General features: G+C 62.3%; 23 protein-coding genes. 14 read left to right on the top strand and 9 right to left on the bottom strand.

The genetic code is table 11. From position 1 onward, the window contains the following. Positions 1-55: 55 nt before the first annotated feature. From EV669_RS05900 to glnA, 5 genes are all read right to left on the bottom strand, one after another. Positions 56-574, bottom strand: coding sequence for a GNAT family N-acetyltransferase (locus EV669_RS05900; RefSeq protein ID WP_132098141.1), 519 nt, complete (start codon positions 572-574; stop codon positions 56-58). Then, entirely contained in the window at positions 571-2,019 is a 1,449-nt protein-coding gene (gene ntrC, locus EV669_RS05895; protein ID WP_055433133.1) for a nitrogen regulation protein NR(I), read from the bottom strand. The genes EV669_RS05900 and ntrC overlap by 4 nt, the downstream gene beginning before the upstream one ends. Positions 2,020-2,048: 29 nt before the next feature. Further along, positions 2,049-3,104 carry a nitrogen regulation protein NR(II) gene (gene glnL, locus EV669_RS05890; protein ID WP_132098140.1) on the bottom strand — a complete coding sequence of 352 codons (1,056 nt, stop codon included), beginning with the start codon at positions 3,102-3,104 and terminating at the stop codon, positions 2,049-2,051. A 93-nt stretch (positions 3,105-3,197) separates the two neighbouring features. After that, positions 3,198-3,701: a DUF4124 domain-containing protein gene (locus EV669_RS05885; protein WP_132098139.1), complete on the bottom strand. Its 504-nt coding sequence runs from the start codon at positions 3,699-3,701 to the stop codon at positions 3,198-3,200. Positions 3,702-3,833: 132 nt separating this feature from the next. After that, complete coding sequence (gene glnA / locus EV669_RS05880) at positions 3,834-5,252, bottom strand: type I glutamate--ammonia ligase (protein ID WP_054284590.1); 1,419 nt, start codon at positions 5,250-5,252, stop codon at positions 3,834-3,836. Positions 5,253-5,520: 268 nt separating this feature from the next. Between glnA and EV669_RS05875 the strand changes: the two genes are divergently transcribed. From EV669_RS05875 to EV669_RS05850, 6 genes are all read left to right on the top strand, one after another. Continuing rightward, positions 5,521-5,973 carry a rhodanese-like domain-containing protein gene (locus EV669_RS05875; RefSeq protein ID WP_055433414.1) on the top strand — a complete coding sequence of 151 codons (453 nt, stop codon included), beginning with the start codon at positions 5,521-5,523 and terminating at the stop codon, positions 5,971-5,973. 144 nt (positions 5,974-6,117) lie between these two features. Next, entirely contained in the window at positions 6,118-6,942 is an 825-nt protein-coding gene (gene aroE, locus EV669_RS05870; protein ID WP_132098138.1) for a shikimate dehydrogenase, read from the top strand. 107 nt (positions 6,943-7,049) lie between these two features. Beyond that, positions 7,050-7,733, top strand: coding sequence for a monofunctional biosynthetic peptidoglycan transglycosylase (mtgA, locus tag EV669_RS05865; protein WP_054284768.1), 684 nt, complete (start codon positions 7,050-7,052; stop codon positions 7,731-7,733). Positions 7,734-7,955: 222 nt separating this feature from the next. Next, the gene (gene mgtE, locus EV669_RS05860) at positions 7,956-9,398 is read left to right on the top strand and encodes a magnesium transporter (RefSeq protein ID WP_132098137.1); all 1,443 of its coding nucleotides are present in this window, start codon (positions 7,956-7,958) and stop codon (positions 9,396-9,398) included. Further along, on the top strand, positions 9,395-10,210 hold the full coding sequence (gene prmC / locus EV669_RS05855; RefSeq protein ID WP_132098136.1) for a peptide chain release factor N(5)-glutamine methyltransferase: 816 nt from the start codon (positions 9,395-9,397) through the stop codon (positions 10,208-10,210). The genes mgtE and prmC overlap by 4 nt, the downstream gene beginning before the upstream one ends. Further along, complete coding sequence (locus EV669_RS05850) at positions 10,207-10,965, top strand: phosphatase PAP2 family protein (RefSeq protein WP_055433130.1); 759 nt, start codon at positions 10,207-10,209, stop codon at positions 10,963-10,965. Before prmC ends, EV669_RS05850 begins: the two co-directional genes overlap by 4 nt. A 35-nt stretch (positions 10,966-11,000) precedes the next feature. On the opposite strand, the gene EV669_RS05845 is transcribed toward EV669_RS05850, so the two are convergent. Then, the gene (locus tag EV669_RS05845) at positions 11,001-11,480 is read right to left on the bottom strand and encodes an FKBP-type peptidyl-prolyl cis-trans isomerase (RefSeq protein WP_054284595.1); all 480 of its coding nucleotides are present in this window, start codon (positions 11,478-11,480) and stop codon (positions 11,001-11,003) included. 143 nt (positions 11,481-11,623) lie between these two features. On the opposite strand from EV669_RS05845, the gene EV669_RS05840 reads away from it, so the two are divergent. Continuing rightward, complete coding sequence (locus EV669_RS05840; protein WP_055433129.1) at positions 11,624-12,754, top strand: ribosomal protein uL16 3-hydroxylase; 1,131 nt, start codon at positions 11,624-11,626, stop codon at positions 12,752-12,754. A 259-nt stretch (positions 12,755-13,013) separates the two neighbouring features. Beyond that, complete coding sequence (locus EV669_RS05835; protein WP_072242780.1) at positions 13,014-13,223, top strand: hypothetical protein; 210 nt, start codon at positions 13,014-13,016, stop codon at positions 13,221-13,223. A gap of 177 nt (positions 13,224-13,400) precedes the next feature. Here the strand turns inward: EV669_RS05835 and bamC are convergent, their stop codons facing one another. Next, positions 13,401-14,549, bottom strand: a complete 1,149-nt coding sequence (gene bamC, locus EV669_RS05830) for an outer membrane protein assembly factor BamC (RefSeq protein WP_054284597.1) — start codon at positions 14,547-14,549, stop codon at positions 13,401-13,403. Between the two features lie 19 nt (positions 14,550-14,568). Beyond that, positions 14,569-15,444 (bottom strand): 4-hydroxy-tetrahydrodipicolinate synthase, encoded by an 876-nt coding sequence (dapA, locus tag EV669_RS05825; RefSeq protein ID WP_055433128.1) that lies wholly within the window; start codon positions 15,442-15,444, stop codon positions 14,569-14,571. A 184-nt stretch (positions 15,445-15,628) separates the two neighbouring features. Here dapA and EV669_RS05820 point away from each other — a divergent pair, with 184 nt between their 5' ends. Beyond that, positions 15,629-17,260, top strand: coding sequence for an ABC-F family ATPase (locus EV669_RS05820; RefSeq protein WP_054284599.1), 1,632 nt, complete (start codon positions 15,629-15,631; stop codon positions 17,258-17,260). 219 nt (positions 17,261-17,479) lie between these two features. After that, the gene (gene fabG / locus EV669_RS05815; RefSeq protein WP_054284600.1) at positions 17,480-18,220 is read left to right on the top strand and encodes a 3-oxoacyl-ACP reductase FabG; all 741 of its coding nucleotides are present in this window, start codon (positions 17,480-17,482) and stop codon (positions 18,218-18,220) included. An 85-nt stretch (positions 18,221-18,305) separates the two neighbouring features. Here fabG and cysB read toward each other — a convergent pair whose 3' ends face one another. Continuing rightward, positions 18,306-19,247, bottom strand: coding sequence for an HTH-type transcriptional regulator CysB (gene cysB / locus EV669_RS05810; RefSeq protein WP_055433126.1), 942 nt, complete (start codon positions 19,245-19,247; stop codon positions 18,306-18,308). 115 nt (positions 19,248-19,362) lie between these two features. Between cysB and EV669_RS05805 the strand changes: the two genes are divergently transcribed. From EV669_RS05805 to EV669_RS05790, 4 genes are all read left to right on the top strand, one after another. Continuing rightward, positions 19,363-20,070, top strand: coding sequence for a phosphoadenylyl-sulfate reductase (locus tag EV669_RS05805; protein WP_054284602.1), 708 nt, complete (start codon positions 19,363-19,365; stop codon positions 20,068-20,070). Between the two features lie 33 nt (positions 20,071-20,103). Next, on the top strand, positions 20,104-21,762 hold the full coding sequence (locus EV669_RS05800; protein WP_055433125.1) for a nitrite/sulfite reductase: 1,659 nt from the start codon (positions 20,104-20,106) through the stop codon (positions 21,760-21,762). After that, entirely contained in the window at positions 21,746-22,255 is a 510-nt protein-coding gene (locus EV669_RS05795) for a DUF934 domain-containing protein (RefSeq protein ID WP_132098135.1), read from the top strand. Before EV669_RS05800 ends, EV669_RS05795 begins: the two co-directional genes overlap by 17 nt. A gap of 220 nt (positions 22,256-22,475) precedes the next feature. Then, on the top strand, positions 22,476-23,126 hold the full coding sequence (locus tag EV669_RS05790) for an OmpA family protein (RefSeq protein WP_054284605.1): 651 nt from the start codon (positions 22,476-22,478) through the stop codon (positions 23,124-23,126). Positions 23,127-23,209: the final 83 nt, after the last annotated feature.

Raw genomic sequence — 23,209 nt, 5'->3', positions numbered from 1 at the left:
GCTGGAGCGCGGGTTCCGCTGCCGCACAGGAAGCTTGCGGCAGCGCAAGCTTGTCTCAGCGCCGGCCGAGCCGCTTGTAGAAGTAGCGGGTGGTGAGCAATTGCCCGTCAGGGGTGAGGGCGTAGTCTGGAATGTCCCCTACCGCCTCCCAGCCTAGATGCCGGTAGAAGCGCTCGGCAGGCGAGCCCGCCTCGGTGTCCAGCACCAGTAGGGTGCAGCCCTGGGCATGCGCGGCGTCTTCGGCTGCCTGCATCAGCCCGGCGGCAATGCCGGCCCTGCGGTGGGCAGGGTGGACCATCAGCTTCTGGATCTCGGCGCGATGCCGACCGTTGGCACGCAGACAGGGGGCTAGTTGCACGCTGCCGACCGGCTGGCCGTTCATCTCGGCCACCCAGCAGCGCAGCGCCGGGCCACCCAGCGCGCAGCCCACGGCCTGCCAGTAGGCCCGCGCCTCGCCTTCCTCCAGCGGAGCGAGGAAACCGACCGAAGCGCCGGCCTCCACCGTGGCCTGCAGGAGCTTGGCCAAGGCAGCGATGTCCTCGGCCTTGAGATGGGTGCATTCACGCAGCATCATCCTTCGCTCCCCGCCTCCAGCCCGAGTTCGTGGATCTTGCGCGTCAACGTATTGCGCCCCCAGCCCAGCAGGTGGGCGGCCTCCACCTTGCGACCGGCAGTGTGGGCCAGCCCACTGCGGATGCAGGTTTCTTCGAAGCGTCGTGTCAGGTCGTCGATGATGCCGATCTCACCCGCCCGCAGACGCCGGGCGACCTCTTCGGCCAACCCCCGTGTCCAGTCCGCAGCAACTAGCGGTGTCGGTACAGCTCCCTGAACGGCCGGCGCTGCTTCCAGGCTATTGCCCGCCATCGGGTCGCGTACCTCGGGGGGCAGGTCCGATGCTTCGACCGTCTGGCCCGGGGCCATCACCGTGATCCACTGACAAAGGTTCTCCAACTGGCGTACGTTGCCCGGGAAGGGGTAATGCCGGATGCAGTCCATCGCACTGTCGGTGAGCCGCTTCGGCTCCACGCCCAGCGTGGAGGCACTGCGTACCAGAAAATGGCGGGTAAGGAGCGGAATGTCCTCGCTGCGTTCGCGCAGCGGGGGTAGGCGCAGGCGGATCACGTTCAGACGATGGTAGAGATCCTCCCGAAACTGCCCCTGCCGGACCCGCTCTTCCAGATTTTGGTGAGTGGCCGCAATGACGCGCACGTTCGCCCTGATCGGCGTATGCCCACCTACACGGTAGAAGTGGCCGTCGGAGAGCACGCGCAGCAGACGGGTCTGCAGTTCGGTGGGCATGTCGCCGATCTCGTCGAGGAATAGCGTTCCGCCTTCGGCCTCCTCGAATCGCCCGCGGCGCATGGCCAGCGCCCCCGTAAAGGCCCCTTTTTCATGGCCGAAGAGTTCGGATTCGAGCAGGTCCTTGGGGATGGCGGCGGTGTTCAGGGCGATGAACGGCTTGCCGGCCCGCACCGAGTGCCGGTGCAGTGCCTCGGCCACACGCTCCTTGCCCGTACCCGACTCGCCGGTGATCAGCACGGTGACGCTCGACTGGCTTAGTCTGCCGATGGCACGGAACACGTCCTGCATCGCCGGCGCCTGGCCGAGCAGGGCGGGCATGTTCTCCAGCCCCGCGCCCGACTCTCCCGCCTGGGACCGCTCGCCCACCGCGCGCTCGATCAGTGCCAAGGCGTGGTCGACGTCGAAGGGTTTGGGCAGGTACTCGAAGGCCCCTCCCTGGAAAGCCGCCACCGCAGAATCCAGGTCGGAGTGTGCGGTCATGATGATGACCGGTAGCTGTGGATGCTCTGCCTTCACTTGGGCGAGGAAGCGCAAACCATCGGTGCCCGGCATGCGGATGTCGCTGATGATGGCCTGTGGCGTATGGTCGTACAGGGCATTGAGCGCGTCGTCGGCGCTGGCAAAGCTCTCGAAGCGGATGCCGCTGCGTGTGAGGGCCTTTTCCAGCACCCAGCGGATGGCTTTGTCGTCGTCGATGATCCAGACCGGTTGCGTCATGGGCATGTCCTTGTGATTGTCGCCGGCGCTCAGGCGTCGTGGCCGAAGGGAAGCAAGACGGTGAAGCAGGTGTGGCCGGGGCGTGAGTCGAACTCGATGGTGCCGCCGTGCTGGTGAACGAAGGCCTGCGCCAGGGTCAGCCCCAAGCCCGTGCCTTCGGCGCGGCCGGTCACCAGTGGATAGAAGATATGGTCGCGGATGTCCTCCGGAATGCCGGGGCCGTTGTCGACGATCTGCAGCTTGAGCGCCAGTGTGTAGCGCTTGCGGGCCAATGTGACCTGGCGCGCCACCCGGCTGCGCAGCACGATCTCGCCCTGGCCCTTCATGGCTTGGATGGCGTTGCGCACAATGTTGAGCACCACCTGGATCAGCTGCTCCTTGTCGGCGATCAGCGTGGGCAGACTGGTGTCGTAATCACGCAGCAGCGTCAGGCCACTCGGATACTCGGCCAGCACGATGCTGCGCACCCGCTCCAGCACTTCGTGAATGTTCACCTCGCTGGACACATGCCGCTTGTGCGGCGCCAGCAGGCGGTCAACCAGCGACTGCAGCCGCAAGGCTTCTTCCTTGATGACCGCGGTGTACTCCTTGAGCTCCGGCCGCTCGGCCAGCTCGTGCTCGAGCAGCTGGGCCGCACCGCGGATGCCGCCGAGGGGGTTCTTGATCTCGTGGGCCAGGTTGCGGATCAGTTCGCGGTTGGCCTGCTGCTGCAACAGAAGTCGCTCCTCGTTGGCGATCTTCAGCTGCTGGTCGAGCGGACGCAGCTCCACCAGAGCAAGCGAGCCTTCGGCATCCACCGGGGTCACCGACAGCGCCACATGCAGCTGCAGTTCGCTATGCGCCACTGTCAGTTCCAGATCGTGCTCGATGAAACTGGCGTTATGGCTCAGGGCCGTCTTCAGGGCCTGCCGCAGCGGCACACTTTCATGGAAGAGGTCGAACAGCCGGTGACGCAGCAGCTCTCGCCGTCCGAGGGCGAGCAGGTTTTCACATGCGGGGTTGACGAATTCGAGGCGGCCATCCGCCCGGGCGATGAGCACGGGCGTGTCCAGCAGTTCGAGTCCGGCATAGTGAGATGCGGTCATGGGCCTGGTCCGTAAGCACTGTCCGCGGGCTCTTAGCAATATCTACGCCAGAGCCACGGCGGGGTTTGCAGGGCTGAAAAGACCCATGTTGCACTATTTTGGTGCGGCCTGTGCTTGACCCAGCTCGCGTTGCAGGGCTTCGACGTTCTTCTGACGGTCGGTGACCGCATCCTGAAGACGTTGTACCCGGTCCAGATACTTCTGGTAGTTGCGGGTTTCATCGCCGTTGCGGGTGGCTCGCCCTTCGGCCAAGGCCTTCTGGGCCGCTTCCAGAGCTTTTTGTTCGTTGGCGAGCTCCTGCTGCAGGATCTGCTGGCGGCTGCCATCGCGCTGGCGCTGCGTGCTTGGATCCACAGACGGATAGGCCGTGGGCACACGCGGGGCCGGTGCGGCGGGTTGGGGCGCGGGCGCACTGCTGCCCTGGCCTTCCGCATTGCGGTTCGAATAGCTCGACAGACCCGGCAGCTTCATCGGCTGGGCGCCCTTGAGCGGTACGTTGGTGAAGGTGACGTTGCCGTTGGCATCGACATACCGGTAGACGGTGGCGGCCTGGGCAATGCCCGCCGCCAGCATCAGACAGACAGCGAGAAGTTTCATGGCTTGAACAGCTTGAAGGCAGTGGTGGGTGCATGATAAGCCAACGTCCGGCTGCCGGGTATGCCTGCGTTGGCCGACACCCAATAAAAACGGCAGCCCGCAGGCTGCCGTGATACACGCTGTGCCGAAGCCTTACAGGCTGTAGTACATCGCGAATTCCACCGGATGGGTGGTCATGCGGTGCAGGTTCACTTCCTGCATCTTCAGTTCGATGTAGGCATCGATCCAGTCTTTGCTGAACACGCCGCCACGGGTCAGAAACTCGTGATCGGCAGCCAGTGCAGCCAGTGCTTCCTCCAGAGAGGCGCACACGGTCGGGATCTTGGCATCCTCTTCCGGCGGCAGGTCGTAGAGGTTTTTGTCGGCGGCATCGCCCGGATGGATCTTGTTCTGCACGCCATCCAGGCCGGCCATCATCAGTGCGGCGAAGCACAGGTACGGGTTGGCCAGCGGATCGGGGAAGCGCGCCTCGATGCGACGGCCCTTCGGGTTGGCCACATGCGGAATGCGGATCGAGGCGGACCGGTTCTTGGCCGAGTAGGCCAGCTTCACGGGTGCTTCGTAATGCGGTACAAGACGCTTGTACGAGTTGGTACCCGGGTTGGTGATGGCGTTCAGCGCCTTGGCATGCTTGATGATGCCGCCGATGTAATAGAGCGCGAAGTCGGACAGGCCGGCATAGCCGTCACCGGCGAACAGGTTCTTGCCATCCTTCCAGATGGACTGGTGGACGTGCATGCCGGAACCGTTGTCGCCCACGATCGGCTTGGGCATGAAGGTGGCGGTCTTGCCGTAGCTGTGGGCCACGTTGTGTACCACGTATTTCAGGATCTGCGTCCAGTCGGCGCGCTGGGTCAGCGTGCTGAACTTGGTACCGATCTCGTTCTGGCCGGCGGTGGCCACTTCGTGGTGGTGTACTTCCACCGGTACGCCCAGCTCTTCCAGGATCAGCACCATGGCGGAGCGGATGTCCTGCGAGGAATCCACCGGCGGGACCGGGAAGTAACCTCCCTTCACGCCCGGACGGTGGCCCATGTTGCCCCCCTCGAACTCCTCCGCCGAAGCCCAGGCGGCTTCCTCGGCCTTGATCTTCACGAAGCAGCCGGACATGTCGGTGCCCCAAGTGATGCTGTCGAAGATGAAGAACTCGGGTTCCGGTCCGAAGTAGGCCGTGTCGCCGAGCCCCGATGCCTTGAGGTAGGCTTCTGCACGCTTGGCGATAGAGCGGGGATCGCGGTCGTAGCCCTTGCCGTCGGCCGGGTCGATCACGTCGCAGTGCATGAATACCGTCGGCTCGTCGAAGAAGGGGTCGATGCGCGCGGTGGCCGGGTCGGCGATCAGCAGCATGTCGGACGCCTGGATGCCCTTCCAGCCGGCGATGGAGGAACCGTCAAAGGCGTGGCCGCGCTCGAACCAGCCTTCGCCGTCCTCGAGGACGATGTGGGCGGGGATGGATACGTGCTGCTCCTTGCCGCGGGTGTCGGTAAAACGCAGGTCAACGAATTTGACATCGTTGTCCTCGATCAGCTTCAAAACGTCAGCAACCGCCATGAGGGTCTCCTAGAAATCACCCGGCGCGGGCCGGGAAGAATCGCAAAACATGTGACGGGCAGCCAAAAGCATGAACCGTGCCAACCCGCCAATGCCGAAATCGCCTAGTGTTGGTGCAGGATAAAACATTTCCAGCCTGCCGGCTTGCCCTGTTTTGGTGCGCACACAGCAGTGGTGCTCCAGAATGGTGCGCGCTCGGTGTTTGGCGGCACCGTCGGTCCTGAACAATAATGATGCTGCATTCTTTCATCCGAACGAGGAGGGCTTCATGAGCCAGATCAGCGAGATTCTCGAGCGTGCCCGCCAGCGGCGCGAAGCCCAGGACCTGCCCTATGCCGGCGCAGTAACGCCACGGGAAGCGTTTGCCCTGATGCAGGGATTGCCTCATGCCACTTTGGTCGATGTGCGCAGCGCGGCCGAGTGGCAGTTTGTGGGAACGGTGCCCGATGCCGTGCGGATCGAATACAAGACTTTCCCTGGTATGCAGCCCAATCCGCATTTCGCTACGCAGCTGACCCAGCAGGTGGACCGGGAGCGGGTAGTGCTGTTTCTGTGCCGCACCGGTGCACGCTCTGACGAGGCAGCCAGGGTGGCCGCTTCGCTCGGCTTTACGGAAGCGTACAACGTGCTGGACGGCTTCGAGGGGCAGAAGGACGCCGAGGGCCACCGGGGCCGGCAGGATGGTTGGAAGGCCTCGGGCCTGCCCTGGACGCAGGGCTGAGCAGGCCGACCAAGGTTTCGGCCAACCTTGCGGGGTTGATCCCGGTTGATGTTTGGCCGGCTTCGGGGCAAAGTGTTGCCCAAAATGCTTGCAGCCTTCCGGGCCTGCCTGCAGCGATCACACTTACCCAGGGACTGAACTTCCATGACCGACCGCTATGCCGTCATCGGCAACCCCGTTTCCCATAGCCAGTCGCCTTTCATCCACAACGAGTTTGCCAAGGCCAACGGCGAGGACATCCGTTACGAGAAGCTGTTCGCCGAGGTCGGCCGCTTCGAGGAAGTGGTGCGTGCCTTCATCGCCCAAGGGGGCAAGGGGCTCAACGTCACCTTGCCGTTCAAGGGCAATGCCTGTCGCATGTCCACCGAACTGACGGATCGCGCCCGGGCTGCCGAGGCGGTCAACACACTGACCTTCACCGAGGACGGGCGCATCCTGGGGGACAACACCGACGGCGTTGGCATCGTGCGCGACATCGTGGACAACCTCGATGTGCCGATCGTCGGCAAGCAGGTGCTGATCCTTGGCGCGGGCGGCGCGGTACGGGGCGTGCTCGGTCCCATCCTGGCGGAGAAACCGGCCTCGGTCACCATTGCCAACCGGACGCTGATCAAGGCCGAGTCGCTGGCGCACCACTTTGCGGATCACGGCAGCGTGAGCGCTGTCGGGTATGAAGACCTGCGCGACAAGCACTTCGATCTTGTCATCAACGCCACCTCCACTAGCCTGAACAACGATTTGCCGCCGATTCCGCCAGGTATCTTCACCGCCCGTACACTGGCCTACGACATGGTCTACAGCAAGGGGCTGACGCCTTTCCTCAAACGCGCCCAGGCAGAGAATGCCGGTATGCTGGCCGACGGGCTGGGCATGCTGGTGGAACAGGCCGCCGAGTCCTACCGCATCTGGCGGGGCCGTCAGCCGGAAACGCGCAAGGTCACCAACATGCTGCGCGAAGTGCTCGCGTAAGGTTCTTTCACCCCCGGTTTTTCGCGGCCCGCCTTTCTGGCGGGCCGTGGCGCATGATCCGGGCCGATGTTTGCAGGGCCGCCCTGTCCGGCGGCAAAGAGTGTCCGATGCGTGTCTTTCTGAAAGTCCTGGCCGCACTGCTGGTGCTGTTCATCCTGTACCAGCTGTGGATCTTCGGCCATATCGTTTACTGGCGTACCAACAATCCTTCGGCCAGCGCCTTCATGACCGAGCAGCTGGCCCGCCTGCAGGAAACCGACCCCAACGCCGAGCTGCGCCACAAGTGGGTGTCCTACGAGCGCATTTCCCCCAACCTGAAACGGGCGCTGATTGCGGCAGAGGATGCCAAGTTCGTCGATCACGAAGGGTTCGACTGGGATGGCATGGAAGCTGCCTTCGAAAAGAACATGAAGCAGGGACGCATCGTGGCCGGCGGCTCCACTATCAGTCAGCAACTGGCCAAGAACCTGTTTCTCTCCAGCCGCAAGACGCCTTGGCGCAAGCTGGAGGAGGCGATCATCACCGTCATGCTGGAGGCGGTGATGGACAAACGCCGCATCTTCGAGATCTACCTCAACGTGATCGAGTGGGGGAACGGCGTGTTCGGTGCCGAGGCTGCCGCACGGCACTATTACGGCATTTCCGCTTCCCGCCTCTCGGCGCCACAGGCTGCCAAGCTGGCCGCCATGGTGCCCAATCCCCGCTATTACGACGAGCATCGCAATGCCCGCGGGCTGGCGCGCAAGACGCGTATCATCCTGCGTCGCCTGCCCTATGCCGATCTGCCCTGAATGGCTTGCCGCACCGCCCGCTTACGGGTGGTCGCGGCTGGGCCTGCCATGCTAGAATCCCGCCTTTCTTTCGTTGCTGCCGCGTACGAGGCGCGGTTTTAACGTATGGACTTACCCAGTTACCCCGTAACAGAAAAGCGTTACCCCCTTACCTGTTAAACCCCGCCGCAGCAAACCGTGGTGCGCCCTGCGCTCTCGCCCTTGCGGCGGAAGGAGGCGTGCATGACGGTTGTCGACAAGAAACAACCCACCGATCGTCTGCAAGACAACCTGAGCCAGGTCCAGCGGCTGATTGAACGCCAGCGCCTGGTAGAGGAGCTCGTCCATCGCCAGGACATGCCACGGCATGACCTCGTCGAGACGTTGGTCCACAAGCAGAACCTCACCGAGCTGCAGCAAAAGCTGGCCCAGCTGCATCCGGCCGACATCGCTTACATTCTGGAGTCGCTGCCGCTCGAGGACCGGATGCTGGTCTGGGACCTGGTGCGTGCCGAGCACGACGGTGACATTCTGCTCGAAGTGTCCGATGCCGTTCGCGAGTCGCTGATCGAGTCGATGGACAAGGACGAGCTCGTGGCTGCAGTGGGCGAGCTGGATGCCGACGAGCTGGCTGACCTGGCACCCGACCTGCCGCGCCAGGTGGTGTACGAGGTGATGGGTTCGCTCGACGAGGAGGAGCGGGAGCAACTGCAGTCCGCCTTGTCCTACGAAGAGGGGCAGGTCGGCGCGCTGATGGACTTCGAGCTGGTCAAGATCCGTGCCGATGTCACCTGCGAGGTGGTCTTGCGCTATCTGCGCCGCTTCGACGAGCTGCCGGACCATACCGACAAGATTTTCGTTGTGGATGAGGACGAGCACCTTAAAGGGGTGTTGTCCATCCGCAAGTTGCTGGTCTCCGACCCGGAGGCGCTGGTAGGGGCGGTGATGGCCACCGATGTGGTGACCTTCCATCCCGAAGAGGACGCCGAAGAGGCCGCGCTGGCCTTCGAGCGCTACGACCTGATCACCGCGCCGGTAGTGGACACCCAAGGCAAGCTGATCGGCCGCCTGACGGTGGACGAGATGGTGGATGTGATCCGTGAGGAGTCAGAGTCCGACGTCCTCAACCTCGCCGGCCTGAAGGAAGAGGAGGACCTGTTCGCACCGGTGATCAACTCGGTGCGGAACCGCTGGGCTTGGTTGGCCGTCAACCTGGGCACGGCTTTTGTGGCGTCGCGCGTGATCGGTGCCTTTGAAGGTTCGATCCAGAAGATCGTGGCCTTGGCGGCATTGATGCCCATCGTAGCCGGTATCGGAGGCAACTCGGGCAACCAGACGATTACGATGATCGTGCGGGCCTTGGCGATGGGGCAATTGCAGCGTGGCCAGGCGGTGCGGCTGTGGCGCAAGGAGCTGGGCGTGAGCATCATCAATGGCATCGTCTGGGGCAGTGCGCTGGGCGTGCTGGCCTGGGCGCTGTACAGCAGCATGGCGCTGGGCCTGGTGATGATGGCGGCGATGACGCTCAACCTGATGCTGGCGGCCACAATGGGCGTGTTCATTCCGCTGACGATGGAGCGCTTTGGCCGCGATCCGGCGGTCGGCTCCAGCGTGATGATTACCGCGTGTACCGATTCCGGCGGGTTCTTCATCTTTTTGGGCTTGGCTACGCTGTTCCTGCTATGACCACCCTTGCCCAGGCCCTTCAGGCTTTCCCGTTGCCACGCCTTGAGGCGCGGCTGCTGCTGATGCATGCCAGTGGCTGCAGCCATGTGGATTTGATTGCCCATGGCGACCGGACCCTGCTGCCCGAGACGGAGGCGGCGTTCGCCGATCTTGCCGGGCGCCGTCTGGCAGGCGAGCCGGTAGCCTATCTTTTGGGCGCGCGCGAGTTTTTCGGCCGACCTTTCCAAGTCAGTCCGGCGGTGCTGATTCCGCGTCCAGATACCGAGCACCTGGTGGAAGCCGCGCTGGAGCGGGCGGCCACACTCGGCCGCTGCCGGGTGCTGGACCTCGGTACCGGCAGCGGTGCCGTGGCCATCACTCTCGCACTGGAGGCCCCGCACTGTGCGGTTTCTGCGGTGGATGTCTCGCCGGCTGCGCTGGAGGTAGCACGCCGCAACGCCGAGGCCCTTTCGGCCAACGTACGTTTCCTGCAGGGCAGCTGGTTCACGCCACTGCCTTCGGCGGAACGCTTCGAACTCATCGTTTCCAATCCGCCCTACATCCCGGCCGGCGACCCGCACCTCGCACAGGGCGACGTCCGGTTCGAACCTCAGCTGGCACTGACCGACGGTGATGACGGGCTGAGCTGCCTGCGGCATGTCGCCCAAGAAGCGCCCTACTGGTTGGTGCCGGGCGGCTGGCTGCTGGTTGAGCATGGCTACGACCAGGGCAGGGCGGTACGCCATCTGTTCGAAAGTGCCGGGTTCTGCGACGTGACTACCACAACCGACCTGGGCGGTAACGAGCGTGTCACCCAGGGGAGACGTCCATGAGTCCGCGTCATCTGGCCTTGCTGATGCTGCCGCTGGCGCTGCTGTTTACTTGGCAGCCAGAACTCAATACCCAGGCCTTCCTTTGGGCCCACACCGTCAGCCGGGGGCTGCCTGCCGGGTTGTGGCGCGTGCTCACCCTGTTTGGCGACTGGATCACGGTGGTGGCCTTGTTGTTTCCGATCGCCTATCACCATCGCGAGCGCCTGTTGCCGCTGGTATTCGGCTCCACAGGGGTGATCTTGCTGACGGTGCTGCTCAAGGCGCTGTGGGCCGAACCCCGTCCGCCCCTAGTACTGGGGCCGCTGGTCCAGCTGCTCGATCGTTTGCCCGGCAACGCCTCTTTTCCTTCCGGCCATGCAATGGCTGTCAGCTATCTGGCGGGGTGGTATGCCTCTGCCTTCACCCTGCCACTGTGGGCACGACTGGGCTTGTGCCTGCTGATGATGGCGGTGGCCTGGTCGCGCCTGGCCATCGGGGTGCACTGGCCGGTGGATGTGTGCGTCGGCCTGGCTGCCGGGGCCTGGATCGGTCACTGGGCCGCGCTACAGGCATGGCCACTGCGCTTCGACCTCTGGCGACGCCTGCTGGGCCTTCTGGTGCTGGTGCTGGTCGTGGCCGGCTGCGTACACCTGAGCTGGCTGTGGCAGACTGCGCATGCGGCAGACTTTGTCCGTTTCGGCCTGATTCTGACGCTGGGTTTGGCCACCGGCTGGGGCGTGTATCGTACCCCGGCAATGAAAAGCCCGCCTAGGTGACAGGCGGGCATTGAGGCTTCAGGCGCTTGCGGGGATCAGTGGTGATGCCCGTGCTCGCCGTGTGCGTGGCCGTGCGACTGCTCTTCCTCGGAAGCGGGGCGAACCTCGACTACCTTGGCTACAAAACGGATGGTCTGCCCGGCCAGAGGGTGGTTTGCATCGACAACGGCCTTGCCGTCCGCAATGTCGGTCACGCGGAACAGCAGCACTTCGCCGGTTTCCGGATCGTCGGCTTCGAACATCATGCCGACCTCGACATCGGAGGGGAATACATCGAGCGGCTCGACGCGTACCAGTTCTTCTTCCGGGTCACCGAAGGCGTCGTCCGGCTGCATGGTGACATCGACCGAGTCCCCCACAGCCTTGCCCTGCAGGGCTTCTTCGACCAGCGGGAAAATGCCGTCATATCCGCCATGCAGATAGCTGATCGGCTCCTCGGTCTTGTCCAGAAGAGTGTTGTTCGCGTCGAACATTTCGTAATGAAGCGTAACGACGGTGTTTTTGGCGATTTGCATGCGTATAGTCCGTGCTGGATAAATGGAAAGGCTTGGCAGCCGCGTGGAAAACATTCCTTCGCCCGCAAGCGTGAACGCGAGAGATCCCTTGCGTGTCCCTCTATTGTAAACCATTGCCTCCCCGGCTCACCGAGTAAAGCAACATGAGTTCCGTACCCCCCTTGGGCGGCCTGACGCCCGAACAGTTCCTCACAGAGTATTGGCATAAGAAACCGCTGCTCATTCGCAAGGCGGTGACCGACGTCGGCCCACCTGTCGGTTTCGAAGGGTTGGCCGAACTGGCCCTGCGTGATGATGTGGAATCCCGGCTGATCGAGAACCGCGGCGGCCACTGGCATTTAGAGCGCGGGCCCTTCCGTCCTTCCCGCTTCCGGCGCCTGCCAGAGAGTGACTGGACGCTCTTGGTGCAGAGCGTCAACCATCATCTGCCACACATTGATGCCCTGTTGTGGCGGTTCAACTTCGTCCCGTACGCACGCTTGGACGACCTGATGATCAGTTATGCCCCACCGGGCGGGACTGTAGGCCCGCATTTCGACTCCTATGACGTATTTCTGCTGCAGGTAGGCGGGCGCAAGCGCTGGCAAATATCGGCCCAGAAAGACGAGCGCTTCCTGGAGAACGAGCCCATTCGCGTGCTGCAGGACTTCCAGGTGGAGGAAGAGTACATCTTGGAGGAAGGCGACATGCTGTACCTGCCCCCCAAGTACGCGCATTACGGGGTGGCCCTCGAACCAGGCATGACCTATTCGATCGGATTCCGGGCGCCCACTGCCCAAGAGCTCACCACGCAGTTCCTCGTCTATCTGCAGGATCGCATCTGCATGGAGGGGCGCTACAGCGACCCGGATCTCGCGCTGACAGGTACGCCGGCTGCTATAGAGACTCCAATGGTGGAGCAGGTGGCCAGCATGCTCGATCGCATCGTCTGGGATCGCGACACGGTTGGCGACTTCCTCGGCCATTACCTCACCGAACCCAAGGCGCATGTCTTTTACGACGCCCCGGACGATCCGATGGATGAGGCGACATTTGAAGACGTAGTGCACACGGCCGGACTGGTGCTCGATCCGAAGAGTCAGATTCTCTACCTTGGTGAAGCCGTGTTCTGTAATGGTGAACGGCTGAACGTCCCTTCGCAGGATGTCGTGCAATGGCAACAGTTTGCCAATGCGCGACGCTTGGCTGCGGGGCCGGTCAGTGAAGAAATGCTGGACACGCTGTACGAGGGTTATCTGTCAGGATATTGGCATGAAGCATCAGATGTTGCTTAATTGCGACATCTGCTTTCGTAACGGTGGCTTAAGAACGGCTGGATTGATCTGACTACATATGGTTGAAACAACTGTTCGGCTAATATAGTTGCCTCGTGGAAAGCACGGCTTGCTGCAGTGCGGTTTTTGTGCGTTGCCGGCCCTACACAGCCGTTTTTTTCATGCTACAATCTTGCCCACTGATGAATTTTCAGTCGTTCGCTATTTGCAGAACGATTTACTGATGTCTTGTTCAACTTATCTTTAAAGGTAAAGAAAAATGAAACAGTCGCTCCTCGTTGCTGCCCTGCTGGCCGTTGCTCTTTCTGCTTGCGGCAAGAAAGAAGAAGCTCCGGTAGAAGCTTCCGCTCCGGCCGTTGAAGCTTCGGCTCCGGCTGTTGAGGCTACCACCGACGCTTCGGCTCCGGCTGCCGACGCTTCGGCTGCTGCTGCTGACGCTTCGGCTCCGGCTGCTTCCGCTGCTCAGTAATCCTTTTAGGGTTACGCAAAAAACCGGCTCGAGCGAGCCGGTTTTTTTATGCCCTCCGGAAGGAGCCAGGCGCTGTGAGAAGATGATTGCCACTTCTCGAGCCAGCCCTAAGGTTTTACCGTGTGCGTAAAAAAGCCCGTCCTTGGACGGGCTTTATGTTTCCAGCTGATGCGGGCTTTATTGCAGTTCGGTCTGCAGTCTAGACAGTGCCGTGCGGCCGAAACCATCCTGAAGGGGACGGCCCTGCGCATCGGTCAGTACTACGCGGCTCGTGCCCGGTGCGGTTTCCTTGACCTGCACGCGGAGGTCCTGACCCTTGGGTACGCCGGCCTCGTTCTTGTCGCTGCGCCAGAACGCCAGCCCAGACCAGAAACCGCCCGGCTTCTTACCCGTTTCCGTGGCCTCGTTCTCGGCCGGCTTAACGTAATAGGTGCCTGCAGAACGGTCCCGGTCGGTCACGACCAGACCCACCCGATCCAAGGCCAACCCGACACGTCGCCAAGCCCGGTCGAAGTTGTCGCTGACTTCCAAGGCGCCGTCCGTCAGGCGGGCGCGTGCCGCTACCGGTGCGGTTGCTGCGGGAGCGGCCGCGGCTTTTGCCTGGGCCTTGGCTTTTTCTTCCGTCAGGCCCAGACGCACCATGAAGCGGGAGAGGAATTCGGCCTCCAGCTCGGGATCGGCCGGACGCGGTTGCCAGCGGGTTTCGTCCTTCTTCTCGTCGACATAAACCTCCGCCATGCCGCGATGGGTGAAATAAACTTCGGTACCGTTCTGGCCCTTTTCCAGCCGAATACGGAACTTGTCGCGTTCTGCGGTCGAGTAGATGCCGCCCAGGCCGGTGGTTTCCAGCAGCTTGCGCAGCATGTCGTTGGGTAGCTTGGCCCGGTTCTCGGCCCAGTCGGTTTCCAGAATGCCCAGATCGGGCTCTTCGGTCTTGATGACGAAGCCGCTGTCCTGCCAGAAGGCTTTCAGTACCGGCCACAGCTCTGCCGGGCTGCGGTTGTCCACCACCAGCCAGCGCTGGCTACCCGCCCGTTCAATATGGGCGTCCTGCACCGGGGCCAGCACGCCGCCACTCGTGGCTACAGCCGGCTGTCCGGTCTGCGCCTGTGCTTGGGCACTGGCTGTGGCCGGACCGGTGGAGGGAATGGCGTATTTATTCTGGATCTGCGGGGCGGTCAGGTCCGGCGGCACTTCGAGGTTGTTGCCGGTCTTGGGTTCGAAGGAGCGGTAATCCAGCTTCTTGTCGGCGCTGCCGCCCATCAGGCTGCAGCCAGTCAGGGCGCCGGCTGTCAGCAGGATGGCAAAGGGTACACGGTAGTTCATGCAGTCTCCATCTGCTGGCTTAAAGGACGCCAGCCTGTTTCATTGCAGCTTCGACCGCCGGAATGGACTGGTCGTTCAACGGGGTCAGCGGCAGGCGGATGCCCTGCCCGATCAGGCCCATGCGGGCAAGGGCCCACTTGGCCGGAATGGGGTTCGGTTCGGCAAACAGGTGCTTGTGCAGGCCCTGCAGTGTGTCGTTGATGGCACGGGCCGCTGCGGCCTCACCAGCACGGGCGGCCTTGCACAGCGCGCTCATGCTCTTGGGTGCCACGTTGGCGGTGACCGAGATCACCCCGTGACCGCCGCAGAGCATGAAGGCCATGCCTGTCGGGTCGTCGCCGGAGTAGAGAGCGAAGTCTGCCGGGGCGCGGCGGATCAGGTCGCACGCACGGCCGATATCCCCGGTGGCATCCTTCAGGCCGACGATATTGTCGATCTGGGCCAAGCGCAGCACGGTGTCGTTTTGCATATCCGCTACCGTACGGCCCGGCACATTGTAAAGGATGAGCGGCAGTTCGACGGCTTCGGCGATGGCCCGGAAGTGCTGGTACATCCCTTCCTGCGTGGGCTTGTTGTAGTAGGGCACGACGGAGAGGGCGGCTGCCGCTCCTGCCTGCTTGGCGGCACGGCTCAACTCGATGGCTTCGGCCGTGGCGTTTGCGCCCGTACCTGCCACGACCGGCACGCGCCCGGCCGCCTGCTTGATGACGGCCTCGACAACGGCGATGTGTTCCTCGACTGCAAGCGTGGCCGATTCACCCGTGGTGCCGACGGCAACGATGCCATCGGTGCCATTGTCGATATGGAATTCCACGAGGCGGGCCAAGGCTTCGAAATCCACCCTGCCATCCCCGTGCATCGGGGTGATCAGGGCAACCAAGCTACCGGTGAGCATAGTAAGCCTATTCAGAAGAGAGGGAATGTCAAAGGCCTCCGATTGTAGCGGAATTCGCCAGAGCGGCAAAAGAGCGTAACCTTGCGACGCAACGGGCCGGGCGGTCTTCGGCCAACCTGGCTTTCCGTGCTAGAATCCCACGTTTTTCCGATACTTACGGTAACCGGCTTTAAGGATTGCACGCGTGATTACCACCAACAACATTACCATGCAGTTTGGCGCGAAACCCCTCTTCGAGAAGGTTTCGGTCAAATTCGGCGAAGGCAACCGCTATGGTCTGATCGGCGCCAACGGTTCGGGCAAGTCCACCTTCATGAAGATCCTTGGGGGCGATCTGGAGCCGACGTCGGGCGAGGTGGCAATCGAGAACGGCCTGCGCCTTGGCAAACTACGCCAGGACCAGTTTGCCTACGAAAGCCAGCGCGTGATCGACGTGGTGCTGATGGGGCATACCGAGATGTGGGCGGCGATGACCGAGCGCGATGCCATCTATGCCAATCCGGAGGCCACCGAAGACGACTACATGCATGCCGCCGAGCTGGAGGCCAAGTTTGCCGAGTACGACGGCTATACCGCTGAAGCCCGTGCCGGCGAACTCTTGATGGGGGTGGGCATCCCGGTAGAGCAGCACTTCGGCCCGATGAGCGAGGTGGCACCCGGCTGGAAGCTGCGCGTGCTGCTGGCGCAGGCGCTGTTCTCCAACCCGGACATCCTGCTTCTGGACGAACCGACCAACAACCTCGACATCAACACCATCCGCTGGCTGGAGAACGTGCTCAACGAGCGCAACTCCACCATGATCATCATCTCGCACGATCGGCACTTCCTGAATTCGGTCTGCACCCACATGGCGGACCTGGACTACAACACCATCCGCATCTACCCGGGCAACTACGATGATTACATGATCGCCTCCACCCAGGCGCGCGAGCGGCAGCTGGCCTCGAACGCCAAGGCCAAGGAGCGCATCCAGGAGCTGCAGGAGTTTGTGGCCCGCTTTTCGGCCAACAAGTCCAAGGCCCGTCAGGCCACCAGCCGTCTCAAGCAGGTGGACAAGCTCAAGGCCGACATGGTGGAGGTGAAGCCCTCCAGCCGGCAGAGTCCGTTCATCCGCTTTGAGGCTGACGAGCGCTACAAGCTCCACCGCCAAGCAGTGGAGGTGGACGGGTTGGGTAAGTGGTACGACAGCAAGGTACTGTTCCGCGATCTGGGCTTCATCCTAGAAGCCGGCCAGCGTCTGGCGATCATCGGCCCCAACGGCGCCGGTAAGACCTCGCTGGTGCGCCTGCTGGCCGGTGCCTTCGAAACCAAGTATGCCGACGGCCTGACAGCGGATGCCGGGACCATCAAGTGGGCCGAGAAGGCTTTGATCGGCTATTACGCGCAAGACCATGAGGAAGAGTTTGACAGCGACATGACGCTGACCGAGTGGATGCGCCAGTGGGGGCAGGATGGCGACGATGAACAGGTGATCCGCGGCACGCTCGGCCGTCTTCTCTTCGGCGGGGACGAGGTGGGCAAGCCCGTGCGGGTGCTATCCGGTGGGGAGAAGGGGCGCATGCTGTACGGCAAGCTGCTGCTGCAAAAACCCAACGTACTCATCATGGACGAGCCGACCAACCACATGGACATGGAATCCATCGAGGCGCTGAACATGGCGCTGGAGAAATACAAGGGCACCCTGATCTTCGTGTCGCACGACCGGCAGTTCGTGAGCAGTCTGGCCACACAGGTGCTGGAACTCGACGGCAAGGGCGGCTATGAGCTCTACCAAGGCAACTACGAGGACTATCTGGCAAGCAAGGGCATCGAATAAGCCTCTAGAGCGTTTGCTTTACCCGCGGAAGGGAGTGCGCTATAGTGCAACGCCGGTTTTGTGCGGTGCAGCTATTGCGGCGCACAAAACCTTCCGCGTTTTTGTTTGTCCAAAAAATATAAAAAAACAGGCACTTGCACCTGGAGGTCGTTGGTGGAGCACAAACAGCCGGCCCGTGGGTCGGGTTGCCTGCAACCCTCGTGAAATGAAGGAAAAACCATGCGATTGAAAGGGAAAGTGTCGATCATCACTGGTGCAGCCAGCGGGATCGGCAAGGCCACCGCCGAGAAGTTCGTCAAGGAAGGCGCCATCGTTGCTGTGTGCGACCTGAACCTCGATGCGGTAAATGAAGTCGTCGAGTCGCTCAAGGCCGCCGGTGGCGAGGCCGTGGGTTATCAGGTGGATGTGACCAACAAGAGCCAGATTGCGGACATGGTCGGTGACCTGAAGAGCCGTTACGGCCGTATCGACGTGCTGGTGAACAACGCCGGCATCGTGATGGACGCACAGCTCGCCAAGATGACCGAGGAGCAGTTCGACAAGGTGATCGACATCAACCTGAAAGGCGTCTACAACTGTGCCCGTGCCGTGGTCGACACCATGGTGGAGCAGGGCAGTGGCGTAATCCTCAATGCCTCGTCCGTGGTGGGCGTGTACGGCAACTTTGGCCAGACCAATTACGCAGCTACCAAGTTCGGCGTGATTGGTTTCGTGAAGACCTGGGCCAAGGAGCTGGGCAAGAAGGGCATCCGCGCCAATGCGGTCTGCCCGGGCTTTGTGGCTACCCCCATCCTGAAGGCCATGCCCGAGAAGGTGATCCAGGCCATGGAAGACAAGGTGCCGATGAAGCGCATGGCCCGCCCCGAGGAAATCGCGAATGTGTACGCCTTCCTCGCGTCGGATGAGGCCAGCTACATTAACGGCGCAGCCATCGAAGTGACCGGTGGTCTGACGCTCTGAGCACCGCCTTCAGCAGAAACGCCCCGGCAAGCAACCGGGGCGTTTTGCTTTGCGGCTTCGGCCAACCCTGCTGGGGACGGAACCCTCAGGCTTCCTCGCGGGCGTGTGCCAGCAGCGCAGCCTCCACCTCCTTACGGTGCAGGTGGGGCGCGAACAGCTCGATGAAGGTATAGGCGAACCCTCGCAGATAGGCATCCTTGCGGATACCGATCTTGGTGGTAGACGGTTCGAACAGGTGGCCGGCATCGAGGGCGCACAGCCCCCGGTCGCGTTCGGGTTCGAATGCCATCGTGGCGATGATGCCAATGCCAAGGCCCAGGCTGACATAGGTCTTGATCACGTCGGTGTCGATGGCGGTCAGCACCACATTGGGACTGAGCCCAGCGGTGGCGAAGGCCTTGTTGATCTTGCTGCGTCCGGCAAAGGCAAAGTCGTAGGTCACAATCGGGTAGGCGGCAATATCTTCCAGCGTGATCGGCCGCTCCAGCGCCAGTAGAGCGTGGTTTTCCGGCACCACCACGCTCCGGTTCCACGCATAGCAAGGGAGCATGGCCAGGTCCTTGTAGAGCGCAATCCCTTCGGTCGCGATGGCCAAGTCCGCCTCGCCTGCCACCACCATCTCGCAGATCTGCGTGGGGCTGCCCTGCTTGATGGACAGCTTGACCTTCGGGTGCTTCTGCACGAAAGCCGCGATCGTCTGGGGCAGCGCATAGCGGGCTTGGGTGTGGGTGGTGGCCACCGTCAGGGCGCCTTCGGCCTCACGCGAAAACTCTTCCCCCACGCGTTTCAGATTTTGCGCCTCGCGCAGGATGCGTTCGGCGATCCTGAGCACTTCCTTGCCCGGCTCGGACACCGCCACCACCCGCTTGCCATTGCGAATGAACACCTGAATGCCCAGTTCGTCCTCCAGAAGGCGTATCTGCTTGGAAATACCCGGTTGCGAGGTGTGGAGCTTTTCCGCAGCCTCGGACACGTTCAGGCCCTGCTTGGCCACTTCGACGAGATAGCGCAGCTGCTGGAGTTTCATGATCTTGCCGCTTTGTTAAAACCAGAAGTAATTAAATACTAACACAATATTCTTTTGTGTTTATAAGGCATCCGCTACCATCGGGCAACCTCCCTCAACCCGACCGGATTATCCCATGAGCCTGGAAGACCGCCTCGCCGCCACCGAAGCCCTGCTGCATGCGATCGCCGCGCGTCACCAGCGGGTGGTGCTGGCCAACAGCTATGGCGCCGAGGACATGGTGCTGACAGACATCGTGGCCCGCTTGGGGCTACCGTTTGCCACCTTCAGCCTCGACACCGGGCGCCTGCCTGCCGAAACCTACGCCCTGATGCAGGAGGTGGGCAGCCGCTACCCAGTGCTGCCGGTGCGGGTGTACTACCCAGATACTGCCGCGACCGAAGCCTATGTCAATACACACGGCATCAACGGTTTCTACCAGAGTGTGGAAGCGCGCAAGGCCTGCTGCCAGGTGCGCAAAATCGAGCCGCTGCGACGTGCGCTGGCCGGACAGGACGCATGGCTGACCGGACTGCGCCGTGAACAGTCGCCCACCCGGCAGGATCTCGGGGCCGAGGCCTACGATACCGACAACGGACTGATGAAGTACAACCCCCTCATCGACTGGACCGAAACGGATGTCTGGGCCTACATCCGACGGCATGGGGTGCCATACAACGCCCTGCACGACCGCCATTATCCTTCCATCGGCTGCAGCCCGTGTACGCGTGCAATCGCCGTTGGCGAGGATGTCCGGGCCGGTCGCTGGTGGTGGGAGAACCCGGATACCAAGGAGTGCGGCCTGCATGTACAGGCCAGCCCGCTCAAGCGCCCTGCGGCCTGAGCTTCTCTGCCGTCTTTAGCCTCTAGGACCGCCATGTACCTTTATGACGAAATCGACCGCCGCATCGTGAAGGAGCGGGCTGAGCAGTTCCGCGACCAGACCCGACGCTTTCTTGCCGGCGAGCTGAGCGAGGAGGAATTCCGCCCCTTGCGGCTGATGAACGGCCTCTACATCCAGCGACACGCCCCGATGCTGCGCATCGCCATCCCCTACGGCCACCTCTCCAGCCGGCAGCTGCGCAAGCTGGCCCATATCGCACGGACCTACGACCGGGGCTACGGGCACTTCACCACTCGCCAGAACATTCAGTTCAACTGGCCTGCGCTGGAGCAGGTGCCCGACATTCTGGATGAGCTTGCCGAGGTGGACATGCATGCCATCCAGACCTCGGGCAACTGCGTGCGTAACACCACGACCGATGCCTTTGCCGGCGTGGCCGCCGACGAGCTGATCGACCCGCGGCCGTACTGCGAGATCATTCGCCAGTGGAGCACGCTGCACCCCGAGTTCGCTTTCCTGCCCCGTAAGTTCAAGATTGCCGTCTCAGGCAGCACCGAGGACCGGGCCGCTACCTGGGTGCACGACATTGGCCTGCACGTGGTACGCGATGAAGGTGGGGAGGTCGGATTCAAGGTCATTGTGGGCGGGGGGCTGGGGCGTACTCCCATGGTGGGCGAGGTGATTCGCCCCTTCCTGCCTACCCGCCACCTGCTGACCTATCTGGATGCGGTACTACGCGTCTACAACCGCTTCGGCCGACGTGACAACAAGTACAAAGCGCGGATCAAGATTCTGGTCAAGGCCATGACCGCCGAGGGCTTCGCCGCCAAGGTCGAGGACGAGTGGCAGCACCTCAAGGATGGCCCTTCCACGCTGCGCGATGAGGACGTGGCCCACTTCGCCAGCTTCTTCGTCGATCCACCTTACGAGACGTTGCCGGCCTTCTCGGAAACCTTGGCCGCAAGGTTGGCCGAAGACCGCGTCTTTGCCCGCTGGGTGGAGCGCAACACCCGCCTGCACCGTCATCCCGGTTACCGTTCTGTGGTGCTGTCGCTCAAGAAGACGGGCGTGCCGCCCGGCGACATTACCGCCGAACAGATGGAGCATGCAGCCGACTGGGCCGACCGGTTCGGCTTTGGCGAGCTGCGGGTGGCACACGAGCAGAACCTTATCCTCCCGGACGTGCGCGAGGACGACCTCTACACCGTGTGGCAGTTGGCACGCGAGCAAGGCTTCGCCACCCCCAACATCGGCCTGCTGACCGACATCATCTGCTGTCCGGGCGGAGACTTCTGCTCGCTGGCCAACGCCAAGTCCATCCCGGTGGCCCAGGCGATTCAGGAGCGCTTCGACAACCTGGACCACCTTTACGACCTGGGGGAGATCGACTGCAACATGTCCGGCTGCATGAATGCCTGTGGTCACCACCATATCGGCAACATCGGCATCCTCGGCGTCGACAAGAACGGCGAGGAGTGGTACCAGATCACGCTGGGCGGCAGCCAGGGCAACCACACCGCCATCGGCAAGGTAATCGGACCTTCATTTGCCCAGGCGCAGATTCCTGACGTGTTCGAAAAGATCATGCAGGTGTACCTCGAACAGCGGCAGGCCAGCGAGCCCTTCATCGACACCGTCCGCCGCATTGGTCTTGACCCCTTCAAGGAGCGTGTGTATGCGAAGCATCATTAAGGATGGGGCGATCGTCGAGGACAACTGGCGGCTGGTGCGACCGGACGAAGCAGGTGTACTGCCCCAAGTCCCAACAGACACGGATGTGATCGTCCCTCTGAACGCCTGGCGCAGCGCTGACTGGCGCCAGCGCACCGGCCGCACGGCCGTGTGGCTGGCACCGGACGAAGACCCGGGCCTGCTTGTGTCCGACCTTGACGTATTGCCACTCATTGCCGTCGATTTTCCCTCTTTCACCGACGGCAGGGGCTACAGCATCGGACGCCTGCTGCGGGAACGCTATGGGTTCTCAGGGGAGATGCGCGCCGTGGGCGACGTATGGAAGGACGTGCTGCACTATCTGTGGCAGGTAGGCTTCGATGCCTTCGAGCTCAAGCCGGGCAAGGAAATTGCCCTGCACATGCAGGGGCTGCAGGACTTTAGCGAGCGGTACCATTCCACATGGCGGGAACCGGAGCCGCTGTTCCGTCGTCGAAGCAAGACAGGCGCATGACGGTAGGGTAAGTCCCCGGCAATCGCATGACGTCGCAAAGAGGACCGTAAACGCAACGCGCACGCTGATTGCTGTACCTGCTGTGTTGACACTGGCTTATCGCATTCCTATAGTTCGAGGTAGCTGCATAACACAGACGAAGCTCCCCTGTCGTTTGCAGTAAATTTTGATTCGGCTGGCATTCTCCGGATGACCTGCCCTGAAAAAAAGAGGGAATAACATGACTAAAATGCTGAAACTGAGTGCCCTGGCTGCTGCTCTGATGGTTTCGGCCAGCGCTTACGCCGTTAAGCCTGGCTATCTGACCGACCAAGCTACCGACAACGTCGTACGCAACAACTACGGCGAATGCTGGCGCACCGGTACCTTCGACAAGGCCCAGCATGGCCTGGTCGAGTGCGGTGACCGCGCTCCGGTTGCCCCGGTTGCCGAGGCTCCGAAGCCTGTCCTGGTGGCCGTGAAAGAAAAAGTTACCCTGTCCGCCAAGGTTCTGTTCGACTTTGACAAGGCCACCCTGCGCGCCGATGCCAAGAACGAACTGGATCCGCTGGTTGCACGCCTGAAGGGCGACGCCAACCTGCGTGGCGTTGAAGTGGCCGGCCACACCGACTTCTTCGGCACCGAGAAATACAACCAGGCGCTGTCCGAGCGTCGTGCCAACGCCGTACGCAACTACTTCGTTGCCAACGGTGTACCGGCCGAGAAAGTCACTGCAGTGGGCAAGGGCGAGTCCGAGACTCAACTGACCCAGCAATGTCAGGCTCAGAAGCTGAAGCGCACCGCCCTGAAGGCTTGCGTGGAAGGCGATCGCCGCGTCGAAGTGACCATCGATACCTCCAAGGAATCGGTTGTCCAGCAGCCGGCCAAGTAAGTCCTCCCTGGCTGAAAGCTCAAAGCCCTGCTTTTGCAGGGCTTTTTGTTTTTCCGCGAGCTACCCGCGGCTGGACGGTGGCG

It is taken from the genome of Gulbenkiania mobilis (assembly GCA_004346645.1).
GTDB classification, from domain to species: Bacteria; Pseudomonadota; Gammaproteobacteria; order Burkholderiales; family Chromobacteriaceae; genus Gulbenkiania; species Gulbenkiania mobilis.
The sequence above is the reverse complement of the archived record's forward strand: the minus strand, read 5'-3'. Positions and strand labels throughout refer to the sequence as shown.